We start from the raw sequence: 26,247 nt of genomic DNA, 5'->3' as shown, positions 1-26,247 counted from the left end.
GCAGCCTCGCCGACGCGCGCGACCGGTTTGGCGCACAATAGGCGCGTGCCCGTCCTCGGAGGTCCCTCATGTCGACGTCTAACGCCATGCGCTGGCTGCTTGCCAGTGCCGCGCTCACGCTGGTGAGTGTCGCCTGCGAATCGATTCCGTATGCCGTGGCAGCCGCTCAGGCGCCCGCACAGGCACTCACGGATCAGGCAGTCCACGACTACGAAGCGGGGCAGCAGACGCAGGCGCTCGACGAGTTCCGCCGCGCAGCGCAGCAAGGCAACCGGCTGGCGCAGTTCGACTACGCGATGATGTTGCTCGCAGGCGAAGGCGGCGCGCCCGATCCGCAAGGGGCTGTGCAATGGCTCGACCGCGCAGCGAACGCGGGCATGACGCAGGCCCAATACGTGTACGGCAAGATGTACGACGATGGCTACGTCGTGAACAAGTCGATTCCGCAAGCCAATCACTGGTACGAAAAGGCCGCACAGCAGGGCCATGTGCAAGCGCAGGCGGCGATCGCCAACGAGTACTTCATCGGGCGCGGCGTGCCCAAGGACTACAAGATCGCCTTCGGCTGGTATGAAAAAGCGGCGCGAGGCGGCGACCTGCCGTCGCAGTACATCGTCGCGAGCTACTTCGAACGCGGCTATGGCGTCGTCACCCCCGATCTCGACCGGGCACGTTTTTGGTACGAAAAAGCGGCGGCGCAGGGCGATATTGCCGCGCAAGGCAAACTCGACGCATTCAAGAAGCAAGGCACATCGGACAACGCAGCGTCCGCCCGGTGATCGCCTGAACTAATACGCGCGACCTTTCCAAGGCGCACGGCACCGCTCCACACGCGCGTGACGCCGCGCTACACCAAATCCGTCTGACAGACGGTAATCCCGCCTCGCCTCTCCATCCCCCACCGCACCTCGCGCCGCACGGGAAATGCCGTATGGCGGGCGATATGCGGTAACGCAGCCGCGTCCGCAAATCATGATCGCGCCTGCGGAAAATGCGAAGAATCCCATCATGACTCGATAAAGCCGCGTCAGTAGCATCGGCGTCAACGATGTTACTCATAAGGAGCGCGAACGCCGCATGTCGCGGGGGACTCGCGGGAAGCCATATCCCGCAGCTACCGCACACTTCGCCCGCTCGCGAACAAGCGATGAAGCCAGACACTTTGCCGGATGCGATCGAAAGCGTGCAGCACAGTGCCGTGCTGCGTTTGCTCACCGGGCCGATGCGCGGCTGCGAATTCACGCTGACCGATGGCGTCACGTTGTTCGTCATCGGACCGAGCGATCCGGCGATCGACCGCGGGTGGCAAGCGGACATCCCGCCCAACGCCATCTACGTCCCGATGGACGGCGAGGGCGATAACTTCGAAGTGTTGGTCGACCATGACGGGCGTGCAGGCGTGTTCGTCAGAGTGCTGGGTGATGCCGCGGGGAGAGAAATCGCCATCGATGCAACGCAGATCGTAGAAATCGGCGATGTGCGCGTTGGCGTGCGACGCGTGAGCGAATCATGGTCGGAAGATGTGTCGCGCAGTATGTGCGCGCCGGTTGGCACGGCGGACACGGCCATGCATCCGGGCAAGCATCGCCGCCGCTGGCATCGGGTGTTTTGGGTGACGTTGCTGCTCGTCGGACTGGTGGGCGGCGCGTGGTTCTACATGCGCAGCGCACCGCAACGGCAAGCGCAAGGCATTGCCGATTATCTCGAGACCATTGGCGGGCGTGCGCGGGTGCTGCCCGGCACCGACGGCATGATGTACGTGCTCACGGAGGACAGCGCACAGCGTCTCTCCCTGACGCGAATCCTCGGCGCTGCGGTGATCCAGCGCGAAGGGCTGGTCGTGCTCGCGCTGGATGAAGAGAACGATCGCATCACCCAATGGATCGATGCGTCGCGCAATCAGGTGCCCTATTTCAAACTTTATTTCGACGACCCGGCGACGCCCGAGTTGTGGGTCGGCAAGCAACACTTCCGGCTCTCCGCGCCCGAAGCCGCGCAGTTCCGAAACCTGCTGCACGAAAAGATGCCGTACGCCAGACGCGTGAACATCGTGCCGCACGACGAGGCCGATGCCAGCAACGAGGCCGAAGACGCGCTCAAGCGGCAGATGGTGCCTTTCTTGCGCACCGACACCCCCGAAGGCGTGACATTCCACATCAGCGCCGAACTCGACGACGTGCAACTGCGCCGTCTCTACAGCTTCATGCAGACCTTCGCCAAGCGCTGGGGAACCAAGCTCGTGCGATTCAACGTCGACTTGCGCGACGACTGGAGCGGACAGAAATCCTATTCCTATGGCGCGATGGCTTACGTCAAGGAAGGTCCGCAGCAATGGCAGTTCATGCAGCGGCAGTAACCCCCCTCACCTCACCAACCCAGGAGTACACCATGGCAGAGATCACCCCCCCGGACGGCTACAGAACGCTCGAAACCATGTCGTGGGCGTTCAACGACGCCGCCAAAGATCTGGATAAGCGTGTCCAGGAAGCGTTTGAAAAAGTCAAAGGCAGCGCGAGCAATTCCGGCGCACTCGCTGAATATCAGGCGGCGCTTGGCGAAAAAACACTGGTGCTGAGCGCGCAGTCGTCGACGGTGAAGACCTGGCGCGATACGGCGGCCGGCATCATCCAAAAGTTCTGACGCGATGCACTTTTCCCCTCGACGCTGAAAGGAGACCCGTCATGACAACCGCCATTGCGCCACTGCAACGTCCCGACGTGCTCGAAGTGCCGACCTCGGTCATCGCCGGTGACCCCGGCACTGGCGGCTCACTGGAGTCGCGATTCATCCATGCGGCGGCCGATCTTTCGGCCAGGTACGAGACCGAGCGCATCGGCATGACACAAGATGTCGGCCGCATGGATGCGTCGGACCCCGTCGCCCTGAATGCCATGCAAGTTCGCCTGGCGGAGTACAGCCTGGAGGTCTCCATGACGGCGACACTGGCGCGCAAGGCCGTCGGTGCGGTGGAGGCCCTGCTCAGGTGAAGTGGCGTCATGTCCTCCTCGCGTGTGTCGTGCTCTCGCTCGCCGCTTGCCGGCGCAGCGAGACGCTCCTCACCTCGCTAGACCAGCAGCAAGCCAACGAAGTGGCCGCCGTATTGCTGCGTCACGACATTGCGGCGGAAAAGGTCGATGCGGGCAAGGCGGGCTACACGATCAAGGTCGACACGGGCGACTTTCCGTCCGCTGTCGACTGGCTCAAAACTTACGATCTGCCGTCGCGCCCGCGCATGGAGATCGCGCAGATGTTCCCGCCCGATGCGCTGGTGGCATCGCCGCGCGCCGAGCGCGCTCGTTTGTACTCGGCCATCGAGCAGCGGCTCGAACAGTCGTTGCGCTTGATGAATGGGGTGCTCGCCGCCCGTGTTCATCTGAGCTACGACGTGGAGGGCTTGGCGATGGATCAGGCGCAGACGGCACCGCATGTTGCCGCGGTCGCGGTCTATCAGAAAGGCGTCGATCCGTCTGTGCTCATCAACGACGTAAAACGCTTCCTCAAGAACAGCATCGACGATGTGCGTTACGAAAACATTTCGGTCGTGCTGTCGCCGCAACCGGACGCACTGGATCTTCCCGCGCCGCCCCCGGTGAGCCGCAGCAATGGCAGTAGCAACACTGCGTTTTGGACGATGGGCCTGATCGCGTTGCTGCTGGCGGTTGCGACGTTGATTGGCGTCAGTGCGCGGGTACTCGCGCGCTCGGGCAAGCCGCGTGTGCCCGCCGCTGCGGAGGAGACACTGTGACGCTGCACTCGAAACCCGGTTTGCACGAGTCATCCAGCGCCGTTGCCGTGGGTTGGCGGCTGATGATGTTCGATCCGGTGTCGTACATCCACCCGGGGCACTTCGCGCTGCCTGAATCGTTTGCGTCGCCGCGCCAGCGTGCCGTCGTCAACGAAATCCTGATCGTCGCGCTGCGGCTCGATACGCACTGGCCTTTCGATCGGGTTGGCATCGCCGAGCGTGCGTGGTTGCTCAACTGGCAGCGCTTGCCGCAAGTGGCTTATCTGATGGGATGTCAGGCGCTCAAGGCCGGGTTGTGCCGTCGCGCCGCGTTGCTGCGCTTGCCCGCGTGGGCCACGGCGTTCGCCCGCTTGCCGCTGCTTGAACCCACGACGCCGACGGGGCCGCAGCCGCCTTCGCATGCGGATCTGCTGGCCGAGGGCTTTGCCCGTCTGACGGCAATGGCCGCGCCACTCCCCGAGCCGGTACGTCAGCGCCTGCCGTTGTTGTTTGCTTCGAACGTTGCCCGGCTCGGGCACTGCCCCGGCGCGTTCGATTTACGTCTGTTCGTGACTGCCTTGCAATATGCCAAAAAGCATCCCCATTCCCCCCCAGACACCCGTCGTTGACGGCGTAGTCGTCAAGCGGCGGCATCTCGAACGAGGTGCGGTGCACGCGCGCGTCGATCGCGATATCCGCCAGTGGGCGAATCAACATGTGCGCGAGTCGCAGGCGCGCACGTTGTCGCTGCAACAGCGCGCGGTGCGCAACGGATACGCACGCGGCATTGCGGCGGCGCTCGAAGCTACCGTGGCGCAGATCATGCAAACCGAGCAGATGTGCCGACAGTGGCGCAGCGAGATGGCCAAGCAAATGCAGGCGCTGCTCGCGCAAGCCGCTCGGCACCCGCAAGCCCTGCTCGCAGCCATCGACGATGCCTTCGAAGCGTTCGCTGCGCACGCGAGCGATGTGCCGTTCGTCGTTGCATTACCTGCATCGCTGCGGACACAACGCGAATCGATTCGCGCAAGACTGGAAGTCATCTGCCCGGCCCCGCTGACGTTTGAATGGCGCGCCGACGACGCGCTCGCCGTTCGACGTGGCGACCACGTTTTCGAGTACGACCCGGCCGAGTACATCGCGCGCGCCACGCAGGCCATCGAGCATCACCCCGGTGCGACGCCTTGCGAACTTCACACGATGCTGGCCGCAGCGCTGTTGCCCTTGCAGGCGCAGGTAGACGCGTTGGCACGTGACGCGTGCACCGATACACCGACAGCTGCGCCGGTATCCGACGCCGATCGTTTGTCCCATGGAGCCCATCTATGAATGTCGTATCGCGAGCCGATCTCACCGTGCCAGTTTCGCGGGCGCAAGACGAAATCAGAACGCCGCCGCCGACCCTGCTGCAACGTATCCGGGGTGCGAGCGAAACGAACGTGTCCGAATCGATGCCCCCGGCCTCGACAAGCACGTCGAACGACGACGAGACAGTCCCGCCGGGCGATAGCAGCGCCGACGACGTCGAATCGGTGTTTCGGGAGGCTTGGATACGAAACCTCTGGATCGAATGGCTCGACACAGGCAAGGCGCGTTACGAAGAAATCGGCGGGAGTTAGTCACGCAGGCGAGCGAAGTGCCGTAGCAATAACCCGGACCAATGAATTTGGCGTGACTTGATGTGAGGTGGGCGATGAGAGGTATGGAAATTATGGGAACGCAGCAGGAACTGTGTGCGAACGATTCCCGCGCATTGACGTGCGATGGCGTGTGGTTTGTCAGGCAAACGGCGGGTGCAGGCGATCTCTCGTTGGAGTTGCATGCCTCGCACGCCAGTCAGTCGACACGCGTGCCGCTGCCGTCGGGCTACTGTGGCCTGTTGATGTTCGGGCGCGGGCAGATGCGCGTGAGCGGCGGCGTTCTGCAATACCACCCGTTGCACTGCGACGTGCTCGTCAAACTGCTCGCGTTCATGGACGAAGCCAGAGTCGCGCAGCCCTGCGAGGCCGATCGCTATGCGGGCGTTCCCGCTTTGCATCGCGTGCCCGTGGACACGCCGTGGACCGACCGGCGTCAGTGCGAAATATGGTTCCTGAGCCAGTTGGTGGCCCCCAACGACGCGTTCTACACCATGTTGACCATGCTGCGGCGCGGCGAGTCGTACAAGCTTGTGCGCTTTTTACTGTCGCGCTCGCACACGGGCGGCACGCTGCGCCACATGTGTGCGAAGTACGGCGTGTCGTACTCGCATTTCCGACGGCTGTGCCGCTGTGCGCTCGGCGAGTCCGCAAAGATCGTGTTGCGCGACTGGCGCATGGCGCGCTCGATGCTGGAAGTCGCGCAGGGCAGCGATAGCTATACCGAAATCGCGCTTCGGAACGGCTACGCCTCGTCGTCGCATTTCTCTACCGAGATCAAAGAACTGATCGGCATGTCGCCGACAAGTGCGGCAAGTGCGCTGCGGACATCGGCACGATGACGCGTCGGCACTCCCTCGTATGCGCGTTGCTGTGCGCCGTGGCGACTGGGCCGGTCAGTGCTTCGTGGGCAACGACGCTGGCGTCGGCCGGTACGCTCGACGCGCCGGCGGCCACGGCGTCGCCGGCGCCACGCGTGAGCAGCACCGGCAACGGCAGTCCAACCGCACGCGGCGGCTACGTCGCACGCAACGACAACTTGCGCGTATTCTTCGACGCGCTCTCGCCCTATTTGGGCAAACCGGTCATCGTGAGCAAGGCCGCAGCGAAGAAGCAGGTGTCCGGCGATTTCGATGTGTCGAACGCGCGCGGGTTGCTCGAATCGTTGGCGGGAAAGCTAGGCCTCATCTGGTATCACGACGGGCAATCGATTTACGTCTACGACGCCTCGGAGGTGCGCAGCGCTACCGTCTCGTTGCGCTATGCCCGCGTGGCCGACGTGACGGCATACCTGCGAACCACCGGCCTCTATGACCGACGCTATCTGGTGCGCGGGGACACCCGCAGTGGCGTTTTCTACGTGTCGGGGCCGCCGGTGTATGTCGATCTGGTGCTCGCCGCAGCGAAGTCGCTGGATCGCGTCAGCCGAAGCGACGAGGCGCAGGCGTCGGCACCCGAACAGATCGGTGTCGTGCGCATGGACAATGCTTTCGTCTCCGACCGGACTTACGCGCTGAGAGAAGAGAAGATCGTCATCCCCGGGATGGAGACGATCGTCCGGCAACTGGTCGCGACGGGCGAGGTCTCGCCGTCACAAGAGGCGCCTGAGAAGACACCTCGGAAGGACATGGCTACCGAAGACGCCGGCGATGAAGCGTCGATGACTTCACACGATCAGGATGTCTCATCGGACACCGCACCTGCCACGCAGACGCCGGTGGTCGTGCGCGCCTATCCCGCCGGTAACAGCCTGATCGTCAAGGGAAGCGCGCAGCAAGTCGAGCGCATCGAGCGGCTGGTGACGCGGCTCGACGTGCCGCGCCGACACATCGAACTCTCGTTGTGGATCATCGACCTTCGCAAAGAAGCACTCGACTCGCTCGGCATCGATTGGTCCGGTGGCGCGAACCTTGGCTCGAAGGTCGGTTTGCTGCTTAACGCCACCACGCCGTTGAGCACGCTCGACGGCGTGCGCTTTCTCGCACAGATTCACGCGTTGGCGTCCAACGGCCGGGCGACGGTGGTCTCGCGGCCGGTGATTTTGGCGCAAGAGAACATCCCGGCGTTATTCGACGGCAGTCAGACGTTCTACGTGCCGCTCGAAGGCGAGCGTTCGACCGATTTGCGCAGCGTCACGTACGGCACGATGGTGAGCGTGTGGCCGCGTTTTGCCGGGGACGACGAGATCGAGATGACGCTCAATATCGAAGACGGCACGAGCGCCCCGCCCCGAGACAGCGACAGCAAATACACGTCGCTCCCCACCGTTTCTCGCACGCATATCAGCACGATCGCTCGCGTACCGCAGGGCAAGAGCCTGCTGATCGGCGGCTACACCCGCGACAGTGGCGATACCGTCGAGAAGAAGATCCCCCTGCTTGGCGATATCCCGCTACTGGGAAGATTGTTTCGCTACACCAGCAGCACCCAGAACAACAACGTACGCGTGTTCCTGATTCAACCGAGAGAGATCGGTCAGGCACTGGCGCGCGATGCGAGCGATATCGGCGCGGATACCGTGAAGACGCTGCCCTATCCCCAAGATGCCGGGGTTCAGGCTGTGCGGGCGGCGACGGAACTCGACGCGCCGCAGCGTGAGAACGAAGAACGCAGCGACCCATCCGGCCCGGACGCGTCTCACGTCATCGACGCGGGCGACGAGGCAGCGCCCGCTGTCCCATCGAAGAGGAGCGTCTATGAGCGGGCTTGAAGCCATCCGCCCCTTCTCTGCGCCGGCGTCTTTGGCGCAGACCAGTGACAAGACGGGCAACAAGGCCGCGGCGAGTCATCACAATGCGACGCGTATGGCCGACGATGACGACGACGGTAAGTCGCAGCGAATCCTCGGCGGGCCGGTGGCCGACGTACGGCGCGCGCAGGACGCGTCGGACGAAATGTCGTCGGCGATGGCCCAATTCCGTTCACGTGCATTACGCAGCGCCGAGGAGCGGCGCGGCTTGGACGATAGCTATGCGCACCTGCTAGACGACTCGGCACCCGACAGGATTCAGCGGATTCTGGCGGCGTCGTGGGCCTCGCCGGAGGAGCTGGCCCGCATGCTGCAGACCGAATTCCCCGACGTGAGCGACCGTTGGCTTGCGCTCAAGGTGCTGATTTCGCAACGCGATCACCTCTCGCCGGAACAGCAAACGGCGCTCGATGCTGTGCTCGCCCGTGCCGAAGCCGCACCACCGGAGGAAGTCCGTCATCGGCTTGCCGGGATCCACTGTGCGATCAAAGCGCGCCTGTGCAGCAATGAGATGCCCTTGGCCTACACGCCGTCGATGTTGCGTGCGGCCTATCGCAATTTCTTGTGCGGCGAAGCGAGCGACATCGAGATCTACCAGAACTGGATCGGCGACTTCGGCTTCGCGCGCCGCGCGCAGGTACTGCACTTCATGGAGGGCGCACTGGTCGACGACATGTGCGCGAACGATCCCAGCAGCACGGCGCATGAGTTTCTGTCGCCGCTCTCGCAGCTCGGCACCTTACGGCGTTTGCGCACCTGCGAGAGCACGTTCGTCGCCCAGGTCAGCACCAGTCCGATGGCCCGGCCGTTCAACGATCGGGAACAGGACTGGCTGCACTTTCTGCTGGTGATTCTGACGGACCCCACCGAGCTCGACGGCGCCTTGCGCGATGTGACCGGCGACGCGGCGATGCTGCAAGGGTTCGACGCGCACAGTCGACTGATCGGTTTGCTGCAACGGGCGTGCTCTGCGCTGCCGGGCGAACCGCTGCAAACGCAGGAGGCTCGCGACGCGGTGCTCGATGGCCTGAAGACGTTCGCAGATGCGGCGTATCGACGCGAGATGGTGGCCATCAACGCCGACCCGGTCTCGCGCGACCGCAGGAGCGCCTGATGCCGACCGTGTTGCTGGGCAGTCTGCGCGAGCGGCCGGAAATCATCATCCTGATGCTGATGACGTGCGTCATCGCGATGCTGGTGGTGCCCTTGCCGACGTTCCTGGTCGACTTCCTCATCGGCATCAACATTGCGATCTCCGTGCTGCTCTTTCTCGGCGCGTTTCACATCGAGAAGATTCTGAGCTTCTCGTCGTTCCCGTCGATGCTACTGATTACGACGCTATTCCGGCTGGCGTTGTCGATTAGCACCACGCGTTTGATTCTGATCGATGCGGACGCGGGCAAGATCATCGATTCGTTCGGCGACTTCGTGATAGGCGACAGCCTCGCGGTGGGCTTTGTCGTTTTCGCGATTGTCACCATCGTGCAGTTCATCGTCATTGCGAAGGGTTCGGAGCGCGTGGCGGAAGTGGCCGCGCGCTTTTCGCTCGACGGCATGCCGGGCAAGCAGATGAGTATCGATGCCGACGTCAAGGCGGGCACCATCGACACCGAGGGCGCGCGCGAGCGCCGCAGCGTGCTTGAGCGGGAGAGTCAGTTGTACGGCGCATTCGACGGCGCGATGAAGTTCGTCAAGGGCGACGCCATTGCAGGCATTGTCATCATCTTCGTCAACTTGATCGGCGGCATCATCGTCGGCGTCACGCAGCGCGATATGGACCTGAGTGGTGCCGTGACCACCTACTCCACGCTCACCATCGGCGACGGACTCGTCGCGCAGATTCCGGCGTTGCTGATTTCGGTCGCGGCCGGTTTCGTCGTGACACGGGTGAACGGTGAAGTGAGCAATATGGGGCGCACCATCGTCAGCCAGCTCATGGGCAACCGGTTCGTACTCGGTGCGACGGCGTTGCTCACGCTCGCCATTGGCACCCTGCCGGGGTTTCCGATGATCACGTTCACGGTGCTCGCCGCGCTACTGGCGGCAGCCTGCTATTTCGCGCGCCCGACGGCGGCGAATGCGGGGCAGGCCGGTGGGAGTCAAGCGAGTAAGGGCGAAGCCACGGGAAAGGACGGTGGCAAACCCGCCAAGGCCGGACCGGGCAGCGGCCTGATGCTGATCGACGATCTCGATGGCGTGGCCCCGGCCACAGCGCCGCTGGCGGTGGTGGTGCCGACCGCGCGGGTTGCGGCGTTCGAAGCCGACGCGTTTGCGCGCCGCATCCGCAGTCAATTCTTCAACGACTTCGGTGTGCACTTGCCCGAGGTGTTGCTGCAAGGTTCCGAACAGATCGACGACGCCCGCGCTGCCGTCTACATCAACGAAGTGCGCGCCGACGAGTTCGGCATTTACTACGACCGGGTACGCGTCGAGGCCTATACCCAAGAGGTCGCAGCATTAGCGTTAGATCCCGTCTTCTCCGGCCCAGACCGTGGCCGCTGCGCTTGGGTGACACCGGAGCAGGGCGAGATGCTCGCGCAACTGAAACACGCGACGCTCGCGCCTGCCGACGAGTTGTACCAATGCCTCGCGGTGCTGCTCACGCGCCACGTGAACGAGTTCTTCGGCATTCAGGAAGCGAAGAAGATGCTCGACCTCGTGGAAGGTCACTACCCCGATCTGGTCAAGGAAGTGCTGCGTCACGTGGCGTTGCAGCGGGTGGCGGAAATTCTCCAGCGGCTGGTGATGGAGCGCATCTCCGTGCGCAACATGAAGCTCGTGATGGAAGTGCTTGCGATGTGGGCGCCGCGCGAAAAAGACGTGCTCAATCTCGTCGAGCATGTGCGCAGCGCGCTGGGGCGCTACATCTGCAACAAGTTTTTGCGTAACGGCGAACTGCGTGTCGTCATGTTGTCCGCCGAACTTGAGGAGACCGTGCGCCGCGCGATCCGTCAGACGGCCGGTGGATCGTTCGTCAACATGGAGCCCAGAGACGCCGAGACGCTGCTCGATCGGGTCGGCGTGGCGCTCGACACCTCCGGGCGGGCGCATAAGGAAGTGGTGTTGCTCGCGTCGGTCGACGTGCGGCGCTTCGTCAAGAAGCTCGTCGAGACCCGCTTTCGCGATTTGGAAGTGTTGTCGTTCGGCGAGTTGGTCGACGGCGTGTCGGTCAACGTGATCTCCACCATTTGAGCCACCCGCCCATGCCCGCTCACCTCGCCCGCCGTGCCCATCATGCCCACCGTACCCATGAGGTCCCTTGCTCGTGGAGATCTCGATGAAGCACATCCCCCCCGTGGGTCCGCCGTTTATCCGGCGTATGGCGCTTGTCTCGCGCATTGCCGGACACACCGCGCAGGCGCGGCTGCCGGGCGTATCGATTGGCGAAATCTGCGAGATTCGCCGCACTTGGCGCGCCACTGCGGCGGTGGGGCAGGCACAGGTCATTGCCGTTCACGACGAACACGCCGTTCTCAGCCTGTTTGCGGCCACCCAGGGCCTCTCGCGCGACTCGGCGCTGGTACCGACAGGGCGGCAGGCCACCTGCCGGCCACAGGCCGCATGGCGCGGCGCGGTGCTCGATGCCTGCGGCGAGATCGTCGACCGGATCGATGGGGTGTCTGGGCTGTCGCACATGCCTGCGGCACCGGACACGTTGCCCGCCGAGCGCGAACTGCTCGCCCCGGCGTTGGCTTACGACAACCGGGTCGGGATCGATACACGGCTGCATACGGGGCTGCGTGCCATCGACGCTTGTCTGCCGTGCGGACGCGGGCAGCGCGTCGGTATCTTCGCGCCTGCCGGATGCGGCAAGACGTCGTTCATGAATGCGCTGATGGCGGGGGTGGACGCGGATACCACCGTGGTGGCCTTGATCGGTGAGCGCGGGCGCGAGGTGGTGGAGATCGTCGACGAACTGCGCCGCTCGCCCGGTGCGAATCGCTGCGTGGTCGTCTATGCCACATCGGATGCGCCTGCCGTGGCGCGGCGCAATGCGGCGTTGCTCGCTACTACCGTCGCCGAGTATTTCCGCGAGCAGGGCCATCACGTCGCGCTGTTTGTCGACTCGCTCACACGCTACGTGCGCGCGTGCCGCGATCTGGCGCTGGCGACCGGCGAAGCGCCGATGCGCGCGGGCGTGCCCGCTTCTGTCTACAGCAGCCTGCCGCAGTTACTCGAGCGTGCGGGGGCGGCCACGTCGGGAAGCATCACGGCGTTCTACACGGTGCTCATCGAAGACGACGATTCGACCGACCCGATGGCCGAAGAAATCCGTTCGATTCTCGACGGGCATATCCATCTGAGCGCGCGCCTCGCGCAACGAAGTCACTACCCGGCCATCGACGTGTTGCGCAGTGTGAGCCGAGTTGCAACACGCGTGGCGACGCCGGAGCACCTGCGCGCGGCAGGCGAGTTGCGGGCGTGGCTCGCGCGTCTGGAGGCGTTGCAAACCCTTGTCGATCTGGGCGAATACCGTCCCGGTGTCGATGCAAAGGACGACCGCGCGATGGCTGCTAAACCGGCGATGGAGGCGTTCTTGCGGCAGACGCGGGACGAATGGTCGTCCGAAGACGAGACCCTGAGGAGGTTGCATGACATCGTGGACTGATCTGCATCGGTTGCAGCAGGGGGCCGGGCAAATGAAGCAGTTGCAGGAGCGCGATCTGCGCGATCTCTCTGTGCAAGACGTCAAGTTGGCGGCACAACGCGACGCGCTCAACCGGCAATGCGATGCCATCGCCGGCTTGATCGAATCGTCGCGACTCTCGCAAGTGCAGATGAGTTTGACCGAGCTTCGCCGCGAACTGCGCAACGGTGCGTTGCTACGTCAGCAAGCACGCGAACTGGACGTACGCGCCAAATCGCTCGATGAGGCGCGTGATGAACTCGCGGCGCAACGTGAACGCTGCGAGGCGCTTCGCAGACGGTGGTGGCGCAAGGAAACCACGTACACGCGGATGACGGTCGCACTGCGTAAGGCCGCACTGCTGCGTATCGAACAACGTGAAGTCACCGAATTCGAGGAGCGACTGGCATGGATAGCGCTGTGATTGGCGTCGCAACGACACTCCCCATGTCCGTCGAGACCACGCAATCGGCGGAATCGGCCGACGCGGCGCGTGCGTCGCGAGACGACAGCGAGGCGGCGAAGGCATTCGAGTCGGCGCTGCGGCGTCGCGATGCGCAGCGCAAGCGTGATGAGGTGTGGCAAGGCGGTGGGCCAGGCTGGCAGATGCTCGTTCGTCCGGAGGCTCACTTGCCAGTGGCTTCGGCAAGCGGGGCGGAGGATGCCGCCACGGCGGCGGAAATCGAGCGTCACTCAACTGAGGAAAGACGCGACGGCGATCGCGCGGAAGTGCGCGTCATACCGAAGGAGAACGGCGCCGACCGGCATATGGTTCGACCCCCACACGCATTGGTTGAAGCGGCGGACGCCGCGCTGCTATCCCCTCGCCATCAGACACCCACGGACGCTGCCGCGTCGCTACCCACGGCCCTCACGGCAGGCTCGACGCACACGCCCTCCACGCTCCCGACGCCGCAGGATCATCGCAAGTCGGACCGAGGTGCACCGGAGGGCGTGCCTGCGTGGGGCGTCACGGGTCACGCGCCGCGTGATGCCGCACCGACGGCAGCGCTCTCGCAACAGGCACCACGAGACCGGCCGGCGCACACCTTACCGGGCGGTAGTGAGCCAGCTTGGACGCCGCCGGGCAGCGACGGCATGCGTTATTCGTTCGGCAGTTGGGGCAAGGGGCATTTCGTACAGGTACAGGCCGTACAAGTCGACGGACATCAGCGCTTCGTCCTCGGTGCGTCAGACGCGCTGGTGCAGCGTCGCTTGCAGGCGATGTGGCCGGCTACGTCCACAGGTGGCGCGGCGCGCTGGCAACTGAGTGGGGCCGGGGTGTCGATTGTCACCGCCGTTGCGCCGCCGGATGACGCGACGCAAGAGGAGCGCGAATGCTAAGGCTGCGCCGCGTCGACGAGACGCTGTCGCGGCTGACCCGGGCCGAAGCTGTCTGGCGGGCGAGAGGCTTGCGAGTGTCGCTAGAACCCCTGCCGCGCATGGGCACATGGATCTGCGTGCACGACGCGGCCAGAACCTGGCAGGCGTGGATCGAGCCCGGTATGTGGCTCGAAGGGGTGTCGCACGAACTGGCGTCGCTGGCGTGCTGCGCCGACACCGAGCGGCTGGCCGCCCGCCTGTTCGCCGCAAGCACGCATCCGCTGCAAATGCCGGTACCCGAGTTGGCGTACTACGCGCTCGATGTCGACGCCCCCATCGATGGGAGCGCGTTGCCTGAAGGGATGCTGCTCAAGGTGCGGGCGGACGAGTGTCCGGTATGGCTGGCGCGTGCCCCTGTGGTCGACGGCGAACTGGCGCGCGATGTGGATGGCGTGCGGTTCTGGCTGAACGCCGAGCTTGGCAAAAGCCGCGTGTGCGCACAGACGCTGCGTGAGGTCGACAGTGGGGACGTGCTGCTCATTCGTGAACGACGCCGCGCGCTGACTTGTGGCGGACTGACATTGGGTGGTTATCGAAGGGAAGAAGGAGCGCTAATGCTGCAAACGTACACACAACCTGAGACGGTGCAAGACATGGACGACGGCGTGCCGGCGCCGGCGTCGCTGGAACAACTGCCGGTAGACCTTGTTTTCGTTTTGCAGCGTCAACGCCTCTCGCTCGCCGAGCTGCGGCAGTTATGGCAGACGCCGGTGCTGCCGTTGCAGCCGGAAGCCGAACAGCGTGTTGAGGTTCGCGTCAACGATGCGCTGATTGCGCGCGGTGAACTCGTGCAGTTGGACGGGCGGCTGGGCGTGCAGATCAACGAGTGGTTCGGGAGCGCAGGACATGTGGAGTGATGTACCGGCGATCGGCGTACTGAGTCTGTTTACGCTGCTGCCGTTTCTGATTGCGTCGGGCACCTGTTACGTGAAGTTCTCCATCGTCTTCGTGATGGTGCGTAATGCGCTCGGCTTGCAGCAAGTGCCGAGCAACATGACGCTCAATGGCGTGGCACTGCTCGTCTCGATGTTCGTCATGCTGCCGGTTGCCACGGCGGTGTTCAACGCCTACGAGGCGAATCCGGTGAACTTTGCCGATGCGGCCTCGGTGCGTTTATTCATCGACGAAGGTCTCGCGCCCTATCGCGCGTATCTCGTCAAATATGCCGACCCCGGGCTGACGCAGTTCTTCGCGCGCGAGGAAGTCAGCCGCGATACCGGGACCGCTTCGAACGAGATTGTCGAGCCGTCGCTCTTCGCGCTGCTCCCGGCTTATGCACTCTCCGAAATCAAGAGCGCCTTTACGATCGGTTTCTATCTATATCTGCCGTTTGTGGTTGTCGATCTGGTGGTGTCGAGCGTCCTGCTCTCGCTCGGCATGATGATGATGAGCCCCGTCACGATTTCGGTCCCCATCAAGTTGATTCTGTTCGTGGCGATGGACGGCTGGTCGTTGTTGTCGCAGGGTCTAATCCGGCAGTACATGCCATGAGCGGCGTACACAAGGGGTTGCCATGGACAACTTGATCTTCGCGGGTAACCGAGCGTTGTATCTGGTGCTGATTCTCTCGGCGGGGCCCGTGGCCGTCGCCACGCTGGTCGGCGTGACCGTGGGCTTGCTCCAGACGGTGACGCAGGTGCAGGAGCAGACGCTGCCGTTCGGACTGAAGCTGCTGGCGGTCTCGTTGAGTCTGTTCTTGCTCGCGGGGTGGTACGGCGAGATGCTCGTGACATTCGGTACCACCGTCATGCGGCTGGCCATGACCGGAAAGGCATGACATGAGCGCGCCGCTTGGTCCGCTCTCGGCGCTGATATCCGATCACTTCGACGGTGCGATAGCGGCGGGTATTGCGTTTGCACGCGTGGCACCCGTGGTGTATCTCCTGCCGTTGCTCAACGGTAATGTGATGTCCGGTGTGCTGCGCACCGCCGTTGCCATGTGGATCGCGGTGGGTGTGTGGCCCTACGCCTACGGCGCGCCGCTCGATAACACCATGCCGATCTGGTCGCTAGTGCTTCGCGAAGCCGTCGTCGGCCTGCTGCTGGGGTGCGCGCTGGCGTGGCCGTTCTGGGTGTTTCACGGGCTGGGCGCTTATATCGACAATCAGCGCGGCGCGACGCTAAGCAGCGTGATCGACCCGGCCAACGGCGTCGATACCTCCGAGTTGGCGAACTTCTTCCAGTGGTTCGGCGCTGTCATCTACTTGCAGCTCGGTGGCATGACGCGATTGCTAGAGGTGATGGCACAGAGCTACCGTGCGTGCGAGCCATTTGGCCCATGCACGTTATCGGCCGAGCGTGTTCACTCGCTGCTCGATACGATCATGAGTCACGCGATCTCGCTGAGTGCGCCGGTCGTCGGCGCACTGCTGCTCTGTGAACTGATGCTTGGCCTGCTGTCTCGCTTTGCGCCGCAGGTTAATGCGTTCGCTCTGTCGCTCACGGTGAAAAGCCTGATCGCGTTTGCCGTGCTGTTGATCTACTTCTCTGCGGTGTTACCGGACGGGCTGAGCGCGCTCACGACGCGCCCGCACGAAATTGCGCGCTGGTTCGCGCCGGGCGGCCAATAGCATGGCCGCGAAGACCGAGAAACCGACCCCCAAACGCCTGCGCGACGCCGCCAGGAAAGGGCAGTCGTTCAAGAGCAAAGAACTGACGATGGTGACGCTCGTCTTCGTCGGTCTGGTCTTCGTGCTATCGACCGACCCGCTCGTCTGGCTGATGCAGGAATATCGGCAGGTGCTTGCCGACGGCACGTTCGCCAATCCACAGGCCTATGCCGTCAGCCTCTTTCAGCACGGCTTGCGCATGCTCGCGCCGGTCTTGCTCGTGTGCGCGACGGCGGCGGTGCTGCCTGCGCTCATGCAAACCGGCTTCGTCTGGGCGAGCGAAGCGCTCAAGCTCAATTTCGGCGCGATGAGTCCGCTGCAAGGCGCCAAGAAGATCTTCAGCCTGCGCACCGTGAAAGATGCCGTGAAATCGTTGCTCTACCTCGCGAGCTTTGTGGGCATCGCCACAGCGCTGTGGTTCAACGCGCGGGGGCTGCTATTCGCTCAGGTGCATATGAGCCCTGCGGGCGTTGCCGCTGCGTGGCGGGTGCTCGTCGGCAAGCTCGCGTGGATCACGCTGGCGTGCATTGCGCCCATCGCCGTGCTCGACGCGATGATCGAATTCTGGCTGTTCATTCGCGAGCACCGCATGGAGGTGCAAGAGGTCAAGCGCGAGCACAAGGAAAGCGAGGGCAACCCGGAAATCAAGGCGAAACGCCGCGAGCGCCATATGGAGTTGTTGTCCGAGCCGCAGCGGGCCGACATTCGCGATTCCCGCCTGATTATCGCCAACCCCACACATATCGCTGTGGGCATTTACTTCCGCCCCGACATCATCGCGTTGCCGTTTATCTCGGTGATGGAGACCAATCAACGTGCGTTAGCCGTGCGCACTTATGCCGAGTCGGTCGGCGTGCCGGTCATTCGCGACATACGGCTCGCACGCCAGTTGTATCGCACGCATCGCCGCTACACGTTCGTCACGCTCGATGCGCTGGACGCCATCATGCGCCTGCTGCAATGGCTCGACGACGTCGAGCGCGCGGGCGCACAAGACGACACCACCATCGACGAGCCAGCGGACACCGCTGCCGACGACACGCACACCGCCGACGCGGGATCGAATGCGCCGCAAGAAGTTCGTCGGGAATAAGCCGCTTTCTGCAAGTTTTTCAGGAGGTGGATTGGTTTAATGAAACGCATCGGGATGCCGCTGACTGCCGGAAGCAGCAACGTCGACACCCCCATTGAATGAGCACTCGGGAGGAGGGATGGGACGACAGGATGAGCAGATACGTTCGGCACCGGTCATTGGATCGCTGACGAATTTGCGCCGCGCTCGCACTGCGGCCAATGCGCTTGCACAACCGCGTGAGACGCACGGCGCGATGCAGGAGACGTTACGCGCCGTAGCGCGCGACGCGATGTCGGGACTCGTAGGGGTGGCCAGCGATAGCCGCATCCAATTGCCCGGTGAACTCGCACGCCCATTGCGCACCCACACGTTCACATCGCTTTCCTTTTGCCGGCGCAGTGCAGCGCTGGCGCTGCGTGTTTGTGCGCGGCGTGCTGAGGCGCGGCACACACGCGCCAGAGAAGCGTTCAGTGCGAGTCAGCAGGCAGCGATTAAGGCCGACTACGTCGTTGCCGAGGCGCAAATGGTGGTCGACGTGCTCTCGCCGCGCGATCCGCAATACGCGCGGGCATCCCAAAAATCACAGACGGCGCTCGCGTTGGCGCGTGCGGCAGCCGCGCGCGCCGATGCCTGCTATCGAGCCCTTCGCGCGGGCAGCGTCGATGGCTGGATTCGCTGTCTGGCGTCGATGCCGCTGCCGGTGACGGACGCAGATACGAGCAAAGCAAACCTCACCGGCAGGACGGTGAAGGGCGCCAACTGGCGCATGGCTGGCGGGACGCCGTGCGGATTTCTACCGACCGGACGATTGGCCGGTCGACGACTCACCCGGTGTCGGGTATCGGAAGGAGTAAAAGCGATGTCAAACGCGGCAAAGCAGTTGGAAACTGAAGAGGTTCGTGCCACGGGAGCGATCTGGGATGCAGTGATCGCCGGGGCCAGTCTGAAAGACATTCAAGGCATCTCCAGCGAGACGATGGATGGCTTGTACGCGCATGCGTACGACTTCTATAGCAAGGGGCAATTGGCGCAGGCGGAAGCCTTCTTCCGCTTCTTGTGCATTTACGATTTTTACAACCCGGAGTACATCGTCGGACTGGCTGCCGTTTGTCAGCTCAAGGGCGAATATCAAAAGGCGGTGGATCTCTACGCCATGGCCTTTGCCGTGGGCAAGAACGACTATCGGCCGGTGTTCTACGCCGGGCAATGTCAGATGCTGATGCAGGATGCGCCCGCCGCCCGCGAGTGCTTCTCGCTGGTGTGCGAGAGCAGCTTCGACGGCGATTTGCGCAGCAAGGCCAAGGCCTATCTGACGGCCCTCGATGGTGCACCGGCGCAGGACACGGGGGCGAGCGCCAAGGAGGCCGCATGAGCTCGACCGCCATCGACACCCGGGCGCCTTCGTATGCGCCGCCATCGGCCGACGGCGGCGACGCTTCTTCCGCCAGTCAATCTGCGCCGCCTGTCCCGGCGAGCAACGCGAACGTGATGCACGACCTGCTGAGGGCCAGCATCGACAAGACGCCGACGTCGCAAGACACACCGGTCGACATGTCCGACGCCCCGGCGTTAGCCCCGCCCCGCAAGCATGACAAGGGCGACCTGACGGCGTTGCTCGGCCGCATGATGCAGATGCTGGGTGAGCGTTCGCTCTCGGAAATCGAGACGCGTCTGGCGCAGTGGCAGGCGCAGGAGTCGTCCAAGCAGGCTGTCCGGAGCAAGGAGAGCGAGGCGTTCCTGAACGCCGTGCGCGAGGCCCAGGATGCGCTGAGCGCACTCGAAGGCGCGGGAAAGTCGACGAACGAGGCGCGCGCAGCGCTCGACCGGGCGCGCGACAAACTTGCCCAGGCCCAGGCGGCACTCGATGCGGCCGCGCCCGATTCCCCCGAGGCCATCGCCGCGAAGACGGCACGCGACACGGCCAAAGCGGAGCTCGATGCCGCGGCCAAAAAATTCGACGATGCGAAGTCGGCGCAGAGCAAGGCGCAAGACGCGGCCACCGCGGCCGCCAAAAAGAGCGATGCCTTGCTGAGCGATGTCATGGCCGCGCCAGATGCCAAACCAGGGGCCGAAGGGGAGGAGCATCTCGATCAAATCAAGTCGCTACTCGCCATGATGGCGATGTACGCCAAGTTGGTGGGCGACTCGGCGCAGACCGCCATCGAAGAGGATATGAAGTTCTTCGAGACGATGCGCGAAGCGCGTGAGAACGATCTCCAGAAGCGCAATGCCGATTACCGCGAGCAGGTGCAGAAAGCGGAACGCCTCAACAAGGCGATGGGGTGGTTAGGCAAGATCCTCGGCGCGATCATCACCGTGGTGGGTATCGTCGGCGCGGCGCTCACCGGTGGCCTGACCACGCCGATGATCGTTCTGGGCGGCGCCATGCTCGCCGATACCACGGTGGGTGCCGCGACCGGCTTCTCGCTATTGGGCGAAGCGCTCAAACCATTGATGACGAGTGTGATTCAGCCGATGGCGGCGGCGATTGGCGGCGCCATCGGTGGCTTCCTCGAAAAGATGGGGGTGGGCAAAGCGACGGCGGAAATGATCGGCGGTGTGGTCGGGGCAGTCGTCGCCGCGGTTGTCGTCATCGCCGCGTTGGCGCTCACGATGGTGGCAGGCTCGGCCGTCGCTAGCAAACTGGGCGGCACCCTCGGCAATCTCGTCGGCGAGGCGGTGAAGAAGATCGTCCCCGATTTGGTTCGAGAATCGCTCAAGTCGGGCAGCAAGCTGATGAGTCAGAGCCTATCGTCGCTAGCGTCGCGCATGGGCGCCAATGAGGGCACGGGGCAGGTCATCGGCAGTGCGCTGACGAAGACGGCCGCGTTGGGCGAAGTGGGGTTGGTCGGCACGCAGTCCGGCGGGCAGGTCGCTGCGGGTGTCTTCGAGAAGAACGCGGCGGACATTTCTGCGGACATGGTCGTCTCGCGCGAAGTGCTGAACAAAATCAGCGAATGGGTCAAACAGGCCGCGCAGAGCTTTACCGCGTCGGATAACGTTTTCACCGGCTTGCTCAGCAGCATGTCGGACGCGGCCAAGAATCAGAACGACGCGGGCCGCTTCATCTTGAACAACGTCCGCGCTTGAGTCCGGAGAGAGATCATGAATACTGTTATCGAAAACCGCCCGGCGTATGTGGCACCGAGCCAGTTGTTACCCGCGTGGGATGAGGCAGCAACGAAAGTCGGTATGGCGCGGCTATTCGACGCCGACGCACAGACCCACGCGCAAAGTGCAACTCACGCGCCGGGGCTGGATGTTCCTTCGTCGCAAGCGGATCGCAATGCTGCGCATGAGTGGCTGCGCCAGTTGAACGCCGCTGGCAACGGCGACGTGCCGGATAGCGATAAACCTGCCAGCGATGACGGGTTTGGCGGGCTCATGTCGAGTCAGGCACTCGTCCTGTTGCGGTACTTCGCCTTCTTTCAAAAGGCCTTCGAGAACGACATCAAGCTTCGCGCCGCGTTGACGCAGTTGAATGCGGATACGCTCAAAGGATCGGTCGACGCCATCAAGCGGGGCGGCATGGCCACCATGATGGGTAACTTGTCGGGGGCGACGATCTCGGTCGCCATGGCCGGGGCCGGGGCGTACCAGCAGTTAAAGAAGGTGCCGGAGGCGAGTGCGCTCAAAGATGGCACGGGAGCCGACGTCCCCTCGCCGACCCCGACATCGACGCCGGGGACAAACGCACCGAATGTCGACGCGACACCCGGCGCGACACCCAGCGGGACGCCCGATGTGGACACGCCAGCGTCGAGCACAACGCCCGCGCCGTCGACGCCGGACGTGGACGTTCCCGAAGGGGGCACGCCTGCGCAGGTGACGCCCGAGGCACGCCATCCGCTCGATGACCAGCGCTTCAAGGCGCAGGTGCTGCTGCAATTGGCAAACACGACGGGCAGCGTCGCGACCGGATCGGGCAATTACGCCTCCGCCATTGCGCAGGCTGACCGGCAGCAGAAGGATGCGGCGATGCAAGTCCATAAGGAATCCACCAGCTCGACACAAGAGCAAGCCAATCGCGATCACTCGATGATTACCGACATGCTCAAAGCGATCGAGACGGCAATGCAATCGCGCACCAGCGCGATGGGTGTGATCGCCGGGAACATACGTGCCTGAGGGCCGAAACATTAGGAGATAAGTCACATGAGCGAAGCGGTGAATGCCAACTACCGGCCCGTGCCAGCGCCAATGAATTCCGATATGACGGTCTTGGCGACGCGCCCGCCCGATGCGCCGATGGAAGTGGTGCACGACCCGGCGACCGATGAAGATCGTGCGGGTGATGTTGTCCTGCTGGCGGGCGCACTTCAGGCGGCGGAAAATTTGGGGGATCGCTTGCGCTCGCTAGATCGCGAGATTCGCCTGCAATCACCTTCACCGGCCACCGCCGATGCGGTCGCGGTCAGTGCGCACGATCTGTCGCGTCGTCTTAAGGGGCTGGCGGCCCTCGATGTGCCGGTCAACGACAAGAATCGCAATGGCTTGGGGACCATGGGCAGCGATGATGACCCTAAGTGGTGGGATGACCCTGCTTTTGACAATGGGGCCTTCTGGAAGGAGATTGCCGAGGCGATCTCCAAGCTCAAAGCCGAGTACCTCGATAGCTACAGCGACGCGGCCGACAAATATCTCAAGTTCAACGAGGCAATCAGCAAGATCGTGGCGCAGTTGTCGACGTGGATCAAGACGGACGGCAAGGGGGAAAAGGTCACACTGGATATCGAGGCACTGAAAGCGGCGCTGGAGGAGGTCAAAAAGGCGTTCGAGCTACCGAATCCCGCGGCGGTGCTTTATCCCCCTCAGGAAAAAGACGCCGACGAGATCAAGGGCGCGAGCAAGGAAGATGCCGAGAAGTGGGCCAAGGATCTCGGCGTCCCCGAGAGCTGCGTCAAGGAGCAACCGGAAGGCAGCGGCAAGTACGTTGTCGTCATCGACACTGGGCCGGTTCAGACCATGATCGACAATGTGCCCAAGAACGGGGAAATGAACCCCTTCGAACTCGATATCTGGCGCTCCGGCTTCTCGTCGCAGGAGAACCTGATCAAAACGTCGATGCAGTCGCTGCTTCAACGCTTCTCCACAGCGACCTCGGTCTACGACAATCTCGTCAAGGTGCTGAGTGCCACGATCAACACCACGCTCGAAGCCTGCAAAGGATATTTGCGGTGAGACACCCGACCGGTGTTCTCGGCGAGGCGGCGCGCCAGCGAGTGCCGCCGACGTTGGCACCCTTTGCGCACCACGCGGGATTTCGGGCTGGGCCGCTACGCAACCTTCCGTCGCAGCGATATCTGTCGGCGATGCTGGCCAGTGGCGACGCGGCGTCGATCGGCGTGGCGCTGATGATGGTGATTCGCGATGCGCTCGACCCCACACCGCTCGACGACATCGCCCTGCGCCGCCGATACATGGCCATGCGCGACGCGATATTGCCGCGCGATGCGATGCGGCAACGGGGCATTCTCGAGCAGTTCGCCACCGGTGAAGCGCGGCTGTTGGCCGACGCCTTGGGTGGACTGATCACGCTGCTCGCGGAACATCCACAGCGAGACTCGTTGCGTGCTTTCGCTTCCGAGTTGATCTTGCGCGGCTCGGCAGCCAGCGTTGAAATTCGCCGGAATCCGCTCGTGGCGGCGATGCTTGCCGGACTCGGGTTGTGCGCGATGCCGCTTCGCGGTGACAGCGGCGTGATGTAACAAGGCCCCCGCCTTTGCAGGTGGGGGCCTTTGGCTTCAGAGCGAAAACAGCGCATCCAGACGCGGATCGTGCCGGTAAAACCGTTGCCAGGGATACCAGTCCATCCGCATTTTTCGCCACGTCTCGCGCGCCGCGGGCAAGCCGTGCACGCGCAAGATCAGGGGCAACAGCCCGGCGCGTACCTGACGGCAATCGACCTCAGCGAGCAGTTGTTCGCCCGCGTGCTTCGCCGCCGGATCGCCGGCGCCGACTTCGACGTAATGACGGTTGATGAGGAGTAGCCCGGCATCGTCGCCGGTCTCGCGCACCGTGCGAACAAGGGCTTCGGCCGCGTCGTGATGACCCTGGTGCGAGAGCATGACCGCCATCGTGCTGGTGAGCACAGGGTGATGCTGGCCGTGTCGCTGCAAATTCTCTCGAGTGAACACGATCGCCTCATCGGTGCGCCGGTCGAAGAACATCGCCCAGGCTTTGAGCATCACCGCGGCGACAAAACTCGGATCGTGTTCGAGCGTCATGTCGAGCGCGGCTTCGGCGGCCGTGGCTTGTCCGGCCAGCACACAGTGCCAGGCGTGGTGATAGCGCACGTACGGGTTCGTCGGTGCCGACCACAATGCGCGATCGAACAGAATGTTCGCAACGCTACTTTCGAACTTCATGCTGTGCAAGATCGCAAGCAGACTGATCGCGTGCGGGTCGCGCGGGGCCAGCGCGAGCGCGGCTTCCACGGCGCCACGCGCCCCTTGCATCGCTGCCTTCTGATCGAACAGCCCCAAATGCGCGAGCGCGAGATAACACTCTGCCTGACCGCAGTACGGTGACGTGCGCGACGCACCGTCGCCTACGCATTGATGGAATAGCTGCAATGACTGACGCAAGCTCGACGGCGTGTGTTGCTGGAGTTTGAAGCGCGCGTGCAGGAACGTCGTGGCCGTATCGAACGTGTCGAACGAGTGCGAGAAATGCACCGATGCCGTGAGGCCCGGGACATGCTTCGTGATCATGTCGGTGACGCGAATTTCGATGGGCAACGTGCCAGCGTTGTCCGCGAGTGAAAAGTCTTCGCTGAAGAGCAACTGATGACCGGCCGAATGCACCAGCTCGATACGCAAGCGGTCGTCGTCGATGCGATGACCGCACACATAAAAATCGGGTGAGAACCGCTCGACGAACGTCGCGATGTCGTGACATTCGAGCGACGTGCGAGTGATCGACGCCGGGAGCACGCGCAGACCATATGCGGTGTATTCGAAGAGCCGTGTCACCAGCCGGTCGTGCAACAGCAGCGCCTGCGACGTGTTGTGCATGCGAAAGGGCATGACGGCCAATGTGCACAGGGCCGCCGCCCGCGAGGCGGCTGACACGATCGCGACGGAGCGCCGGATGCGGTACCCCGTGCCATAAACCGTCTCGACAATGCGATCGGCTTTTTTCTCGCGCAGTAGGCGCCGCACGGCATAAATGCAGCGGGTGAGCGACTCTTCGCTCACGTCCTGCTGCGGCCAGACGAGGCTGAGCAGCTTGTCCTTGCTGACGGTTTCCCCCGCCGCTTCGAGCAGCACGCGCAAGACGGCCGCTTCTTTGGGTGGCAGGCACGTCTGCCGGTCTGCCTGCGTCAAAACACCATTGGCATCGAGCGAAAAATCGTCGAACAGAAACGTCTTGCCTTGGTGCGGGGTGCTGATTTGATTCATCTGCCGTCTCTCCTGCCCGCCCATGTTCCTCAAAGCGTGGAGACTATTCGAAGAACCCTCGTTTTCACCGTAGCGGTGCGTCACAAATGGGTGATTTCCCGCGAGGGGTGGCGGTGCGCGACCTATATCCCCCGCACGCTTGGGCGAAAGCTGGAATTCAGCCGAGCCGCTGGACCGGGATCATGGCTACCAGCAAGACGTATTTCAAAAAATCGTCCCCCTAATCAGAAATCATGGAAGCGCCAATCTCACCCCACCGGTCGATTTCGTCCTCCGAACTGCGGCGGGCACGTGGGCTTCACGGGGAACTGGCCGAACGGGCGGCACCGGCGCAGTCGGGATGTAGCGCGCGATGGTTGTGCGATGCGATGCACGAGCGCTGGCAGGCAGACGTCACCTTGCACCGAGAGGTGATCTATCTCGAGGCTTGCGATGGCGACGTCTGCGTGGTTCGTCACACCGATGCGACGCGCATCGAGCGACATATGGCAGGGGTCGGTGACGCAGGCGCGACACACGCGATGGGATTGAACGCGGCGTTGTGCCGCCAGTGGATGGCTTTCGATTCCACTGGCGGCACGCTCACGCTGCATGGCTACGTGCCGGCACCGATGGATCCGGACAGCCGGTTGATCGCGTTGCGCGATTTCCTTCTCACGTCGAGCGCCATCAAGCGCGAGATCACAGCGCGATGACCGGCGACGGCTTTGCCTTCATCGTGCCGACGCTGGAAGCGGAATTGCCTGACGTCGTGGGCGCGTTCTTTCAGGTGCGCTCGCTTGCGGGCTTCGCGCCGTTCTGGATTTTGGAATACGTCCACGGCCACTTGACGTTGATGTTGTCCATGCCTGCCGACGCCCCGCCGCCGGCCGTTCGTTTCGGCGAGCGCAGCGCGGATGGCGAGTCGTGGCTGTGCTGTCCCGCGCGTTATCGCTCGCAATGGGTGCAGTTGATTCATGCCAGCGATGTGAGCCCCACAAGGGCGGCCATTGTTGCCTTGGTCGAGAGATTCCTGTGTGAATCTCTTTGACATTGAAATC

The 26,247-nt window shown here is 63.5% G+C and carries 28 protein-coding genes; 27 read left to right on the top strand and 1 reads right to left on the bottom strand.

Annotated elements, in window-relative coordinates:
• Nucleotides 1-68: 68 nt before the first annotated feature.
• From ACPWR9_RS04360 to ACPWR9_RS04240, 25 genes are all read left to right on the top strand, one after another.
• Nucleotides 69-779: a tetratricopeptide repeat protein gene (locus ACPWR9_RS04360; protein WP_426296309.1), complete on the top strand. Its 711-nt coding sequence runs from the start codon at nt 69-71 to the stop codon at nt 777-779.
• Between the two features lie 368 nt (nt 780-1,147).
• Nucleotides 1,148-2,356, top strand: a complete 1,209-nt coding sequence (locus ACPWR9_RS04355; protein ID WP_426296310.1) for a PrgH/EprH family type III secretion apparatus protein — start codon at nt 1,148-1,150, stop codon at nt 2,354-2,356.
• A 32-nt stretch (nt 2,357-2,388) separates the two neighbouring features.
• Complete coding sequence (locus tag ACPWR9_RS04350; RefSeq protein ID WP_426296311.1) at nt 2,389-2,640, top strand: EscF/YscF/HrpA family type III secretion system needle major subunit; 252 nt, start codon at nt 2,389-2,391, stop codon at nt 2,638-2,640.
• Between the two features lie 41 nt (nt 2,641-2,681).
• The gene (sctI, locus tag ACPWR9_RS04345; protein ID WP_426296312.1) at nt 2,682-2,987 is read left to right on the top strand and encodes a type III secretion system inner rod subunit SctI; all 306 of its coding nucleotides are present in this window, start codon (nt 2,682-2,684) and stop codon (nt 2,985-2,987) included.
• The gene (locus ACPWR9_RS04340) at nt 2,984-3,745 is read left to right on the top strand and encodes an EscJ/YscJ/HrcJ family type III secretion inner membrane ring protein (RefSeq protein WP_426296313.1); all 762 of its coding nucleotides are present in this window, start codon (nt 2,984-2,986) and stop codon (nt 3,743-3,745) included. Before sctI ends, ACPWR9_RS04340 begins: the two co-directional genes overlap by 4 nt.
• Complete coding sequence (locus ACPWR9_RS04335; RefSeq protein ID WP_426296314.1) at nt 3,742-4,353, top strand: type III secretion apparatus protein OrgA/MxiK; 612 nt, start codon at nt 3,742-3,744, stop codon at nt 4,351-4,353. The genes ACPWR9_RS04340 and ACPWR9_RS04335 overlap by 4 nt, the downstream gene beginning before the upstream one ends.
• Nucleotides 4,310-5,053, top strand: coding sequence for a hypothetical protein (locus ACPWR9_RS04330; protein ID WP_426296315.1), 744 nt, complete (start codon nt 4,310-4,312; stop codon nt 5,051-5,053). Before ACPWR9_RS04335 ends, ACPWR9_RS04330 begins: the two co-directional genes overlap by 44 nt.
• A complete protein-coding gene (locus ACPWR9_RS04325) occupies nt 5,050-5,343 on the top strand; it encodes a hypothetical protein (protein WP_426296316.1) in 294 nt (97 codons plus the stop codon). The genes ACPWR9_RS04330 and ACPWR9_RS04325 overlap by 4 nt, the downstream gene beginning before the upstream one ends.
• 83 nt (nt 5,344-5,426) lie before the next feature.
• Nucleotides 5,427-6,203, top strand: coding sequence for a helix-turn-helix domain-containing protein (locus ACPWR9_RS04320; protein ID WP_426296317.1), 777 nt, complete (start codon nt 5,427-5,429; stop codon nt 6,201-6,203).
• Nucleotides 6,200-8,071, top strand: coding sequence for a type III secretion system outer membrane ring subunit SctC (sctC, locus tag ACPWR9_RS04315; RefSeq protein ID WP_426296318.1), 1,872 nt, complete (start codon nt 6,200-6,202; stop codon nt 8,069-8,071). Before ACPWR9_RS04320 ends, sctC begins: the two co-directional genes overlap by 4 nt.
• Nucleotides 8,058-9,224 (top strand): type III secretion system gatekeeper subunit SctW, encoded by a 1,167-nt coding sequence (sctW, locus tag ACPWR9_RS04310; RefSeq protein ID WP_426296319.1) that lies wholly within the window; start codon nt 8,058-8,060, stop codon nt 9,222-9,224. Before sctC ends, sctW begins: the two co-directional genes overlap by 14 nt.
• Nucleotides 9,224-11,302 carry an EscV/YscV/HrcV family type III secretion system export apparatus protein gene (locus ACPWR9_RS04305; RefSeq protein ID WP_426296320.1) on the top strand — a complete coding sequence of 693 codons (2,079 nt, stop codon included), beginning with the start codon at nt 9,224-9,226 and terminating at the stop codon, nt 11,300-11,302. The genes sctW and ACPWR9_RS04305 overlap by 1 nt, the downstream gene beginning before the upstream one ends.
• A gap of 85 nt (nt 11,303-11,387) precedes the next feature.
• On the top strand, nt 11,388-12,719 hold the full coding sequence (locus tag ACPWR9_RS04300) for a FliI/YscN family ATPase (RefSeq protein ID WP_426296321.1): 1,332 nt from the start codon (nt 11,388-11,390) through the stop codon (nt 12,717-12,719).
• Complete coding sequence (locus ACPWR9_RS04295) at nt 12,703-13,161, top strand: hypothetical protein (RefSeq protein ID WP_426296322.1); 459 nt, start codon at nt 12,703-12,705, stop codon at nt 13,159-13,161. The genes ACPWR9_RS04300 and ACPWR9_RS04295 overlap by 17 nt, the downstream gene beginning before the upstream one ends.
• On the top strand, nt 13,146-14,081 hold the full coding sequence (locus tag ACPWR9_RS04290) for a hypothetical protein (RefSeq protein WP_426296323.1): 936 nt from the start codon (nt 13,146-13,148) through the stop codon (nt 14,079-14,081). Before ACPWR9_RS04295 ends, ACPWR9_RS04290 begins: the two co-directional genes overlap by 16 nt.
• Complete coding sequence (locus ACPWR9_RS04285) at nt 14,075-14,977, top strand: YscQ/HrcQ family type III secretion apparatus protein (protein WP_426296324.1); 903 nt, start codon at nt 14,075-14,077, stop codon at nt 14,975-14,977. The genes ACPWR9_RS04290 and ACPWR9_RS04285 overlap by 7 nt, the downstream gene beginning before the upstream one ends.
• Nucleotides 14,967-15,611 carry an EscR/YscR/HrcR family type III secretion system export apparatus protein gene (locus ACPWR9_RS04280; protein WP_426296325.1) on the top strand — a complete coding sequence of 215 codons (645 nt, stop codon included), beginning with the start codon at nt 14,967-14,969 and terminating at the stop codon, nt 15,609-15,611. The genes ACPWR9_RS04285 and ACPWR9_RS04280 overlap by 11 nt, the downstream gene beginning before the upstream one ends.
• Nucleotides 15,612-15,633: 22 nt before the next feature.
• Nucleotides 15,634-15,897, top strand: a complete 264-nt coding sequence (locus ACPWR9_RS04275) for an EscS/YscS/HrcS family type III secretion system export apparatus protein (protein WP_426296326.1) — start codon at nt 15,634-15,636, stop codon at nt 15,895-15,897.
• A 1-nt stretch (nt 15,898) separates the two neighbouring features.
• Entirely contained in the window at nt 15,899-16,690 is a 792-nt protein-coding gene (sctT, locus tag ACPWR9_RS04270) for a type III secretion system export apparatus subunit SctT (RefSeq protein WP_426296327.1), read from the top strand.
• Nucleotide 16,691: 1 nt separating this feature from the next.
• Nucleotides 16,692-17,822: an EscU/YscU/HrcU family type III secretion system export apparatus switch protein gene (locus tag ACPWR9_RS04265; protein ID WP_426296328.1), complete on the top strand. Its 1,131-nt coding sequence runs from the start codon at nt 16,692-16,694 to the stop codon at nt 17,820-17,822.
• A gap of 118 nt (nt 17,823-17,940) precedes the next feature.
• A complete protein-coding gene (gene sicA, locus ACPWR9_RS04260; RefSeq protein WP_426296329.1) occupies nt 17,941-19,176 on the top strand; it encodes a type III secretion system translocator chaperone SicA in 1,236 nt (411 codons plus the stop codon).
• Nucleotides 19,173-20,894, top strand: a complete 1,722-nt coding sequence (gene sctE / locus ACPWR9_RS04255) for a type III secretion system translocon subunit SctE (RefSeq protein WP_426296330.1) — start codon at nt 19,173-19,175, stop codon at nt 20,892-20,894. The genes sicA and sctE overlap by 4 nt, the downstream gene beginning before the upstream one ends.
• Before the next feature lie 15 nt (nt 20,895-20,909).
• The gene (locus ACPWR9_RS04250; RefSeq protein WP_426296331.1) at nt 20,910-21,932 is read left to right on the top strand and encodes an IpaC/SipC family type III secretion system effector; all 1,023 of its coding nucleotides are present in this window, start codon (nt 20,910-20,912) and stop codon (nt 21,930-21,932) included.
• Nucleotides 21,933-21,959: 27 nt separating this feature from the next.
• Nucleotides 21,960-22,985, top strand: coding sequence for an IpaD/SipD/SspD family type III secretion system needle tip protein (locus tag ACPWR9_RS04245; RefSeq protein ID WP_426296332.1), 1,026 nt, complete (start codon nt 21,960-21,962; stop codon nt 22,983-22,985).
• The gene (locus tag ACPWR9_RS04240) at nt 22,982-23,512 is read left to right on the top strand and encodes a hypothetical protein (RefSeq protein WP_426296333.1); all 531 of its coding nucleotides are present in this window, start codon (nt 22,982-22,984) and stop codon (nt 23,510-23,512) included. The genes ACPWR9_RS04245 and ACPWR9_RS04240 overlap by 4 nt, the downstream gene beginning before the upstream one ends.
• 36 nt (nt 23,513-23,548) lie before the next feature.
• Here the strand turns inward: ACPWR9_RS04240 and ACPWR9_RS04235 are convergent, their stop codons facing one another.
• Nucleotides 23,549-25,207: a winged helix-turn-helix domain-containing protein gene (locus ACPWR9_RS04235; protein ID WP_426296334.1), complete on the bottom strand. Its 1,659-nt coding sequence runs from the start codon at nt 25,205-25,207 to the stop codon at nt 23,549-23,551.
• Nucleotides 25,208-25,440: 233 nt separating this feature from the next.
• Here ACPWR9_RS04235 and ACPWR9_RS04230 point away from each other — a divergent pair, with 233 nt between their 5' ends.
• Together ACPWR9_RS04230 and ACPWR9_RS04225 are read left to right on the top strand one after the other, a co-directional pair.
• Nucleotides 25,441-25,902: a hypothetical protein gene (locus tag ACPWR9_RS04230; RefSeq protein ID WP_426296335.1), complete on the top strand. Its 462-nt coding sequence runs from the start codon at nt 25,441-25,443 to the stop codon at nt 25,900-25,902.
• Nucleotides 25,899-26,237: a hypothetical protein gene (locus ACPWR9_RS04225; RefSeq protein WP_426296336.1), complete on the top strand. Its 339-nt coding sequence runs from the start codon at nt 25,899-25,901 to the stop codon at nt 26,235-26,237. The genes ACPWR9_RS04230 and ACPWR9_RS04225 overlap by 4 nt, the downstream gene beginning before the upstream one ends.
• The last annotated feature ends 10 nt before the right edge of the window (nt 26,238-26,247 follow it).

Source organism: Pandoraea pneumonica, from assembly GCF_049918595.1.
Lineage (GTDB): Bacteria > Pseudomonadota > Gammaproteobacteria > Burkholderiales > Burkholderiaceae > Pandoraea > Pandoraea pneumonica_A.
Note: the sequence above shows the minus strand (reverse complement) of the source record. Positions and strands in the feature narration are given on the sequence as shown.

Bases quoted from the DNA above. Each gene is read 5' to 3' on its own strand.
- ACPWR9_RS04360 (WP_426296309.1), top strand. From the start codon at position 69: ATGTCGACGTCTAACGCCATGCGCTGGCTGCTTGCCAGTGCCGCGCTC.
- ACPWR9_RS04355 (WP_426296310.1), top strand. From the start codon at position 1,148: ATGAAGCCAGACACTTTGCCGGATGCGATCGAAAGCGTGCAGCACAGT.
- ACPWR9_RS04350 (WP_426296311.1), top strand. From the start codon at position 2,389: ATGGCAGAGATCACCCCCCCGGACGGCTACAGAACGCTCGAAACCATG.
- sctI (WP_426296312.1), top strand. From the start codon at position 2,682: ATGACAACCGCCATTGCGCCACTGCAACGTCCCGACGTGCTCGAAGTG.
- ACPWR9_RS04330 (WP_426296315.1), top strand. From the start codon at position 4,310: ATGCCAAAAAGCATCCCCATTCCCCCCCAGACACCCGTCGTTGACGGC.
- ACPWR9_RS04325 (WP_426296316.1), top strand. From the start codon at position 5,050: ATGAATGTCGTATCGCGAGCCGATCTCACCGTGCCAGTTTCGCGGGCG.
- ACPWR9_RS04320 (WP_426296317.1), top strand. From the start codon at position 5,427: ATGGAAATTATGGGAACGCAGCAGGAACTGTGTGCGAACGATTCCCGC.
- sctC (WP_426296318.1), top strand. From the start codon at position 6,200: ATGACGCGTCGGCACTCCCTCGTATGCGCGTTGCTGTGCGCCGTGGCG.
- sctW (WP_426296319.1), top strand. From the start codon at position 8,058: ATGAGCGGGCTTGAAGCCATCCGCCCCTTCTCTGCGCCGGCGTCTTTG.
- ACPWR9_RS04305 (WP_426296320.1), top strand. From the start codon at position 9,224: ATGCCGACCGTGTTGCTGGGCAGTCTGCGCGAGCGGCCGGAAATCATC.
- ACPWR9_RS04300 (WP_426296321.1), top strand. From the start codon at position 11,388: ATGAAGCACATCCCCCCCGTGGGTCCGCCGTTTATCCGGCGTATGGCG.
- ACPWR9_RS04295 (WP_426296322.1), top strand. From the start codon at position 12,703: ATGACATCGTGGACTGATCTGCATCGGTTGCAGCAGGGGGCCGGGCAA.
- ACPWR9_RS04290 (WP_426296323.1), top strand. From the start codon at position 13,146: ATGGATAGCGCTGTGATTGGCGTCGCAACGACACTCCCCATGTCCGTC.
- ACPWR9_RS04285 (WP_426296324.1), top strand. From the start codon at position 14,075: ATGCTAAGGCTGCGCCGCGTCGACGAGACGCTGTCGCGGCTGACCCGG.
- ACPWR9_RS04280 (WP_426296325.1), top strand. From the start codon at position 14,967: ATGTGGAGTGATGTACCGGCGATCGGCGTACTGAGTCTGTTTACGCTG.
- ACPWR9_RS04275 (WP_426296326.1), top strand. From the start codon at position 15,634: ATGGACAACTTGATCTTCGCGGGTAACCGAGCGTTGTATCTGGTGCTG.
- sctT (WP_426296327.1), top strand. From the start codon at position 15,899: ATGAGCGCGCCGCTTGGTCCGCTCTCGGCGCTGATATCCGATCACTTC.
- ACPWR9_RS04265 (WP_426296328.1), top strand. From the start codon at position 16,692: ATGGCCGCGAAGACCGAGAAACCGACCCCCAAACGCCTGCGCGACGCC.
- sicA (WP_426296329.1), top strand. From the start codon at position 17,941: ATGGGACGACAGGATGAGCAGATACGTTCGGCACCGGTCATTGGATCG.
- sctE (WP_426296330.1), top strand. From the start codon at position 19,173: ATGAGCTCGACCGCCATCGACACCCGGGCGCCTTCGTATGCGCCGCCA.
- ACPWR9_RS04250 (WP_426296331.1), top strand. From the start codon at position 20,910: ATGAATACTGTTATCGAAAACCGCCCGGCGTATGTGGCACCGAGCCAG.
- ACPWR9_RS04245 (WP_426296332.1), top strand. From the start codon at position 21,960: ATGAGCGAAGCGGTGAATGCCAACTACCGGCCCGTGCCAGCGCCAATG.
- ACPWR9_RS04235 (WP_426296334.1), bottom strand. From the start codon at position 25,207: ATGAATCAAATCAGCACCCCGCACCAAGGCAAGACGTTTCTGTTCGAC.
- ACPWR9_RS04230 (WP_426296335.1), top strand. From the start codon at position 25,441: ATGGAAGCGCCAATCTCACCCCACCGGTCGATTTCGTCCTCCGAACTG.
- ACPWR9_RS04225 (WP_426296336.1), top strand. From the start codon at position 25,899: ATGACCGGCGACGGCTTTGCCTTCATCGTGCCGACGCTGGAAGCGGAA.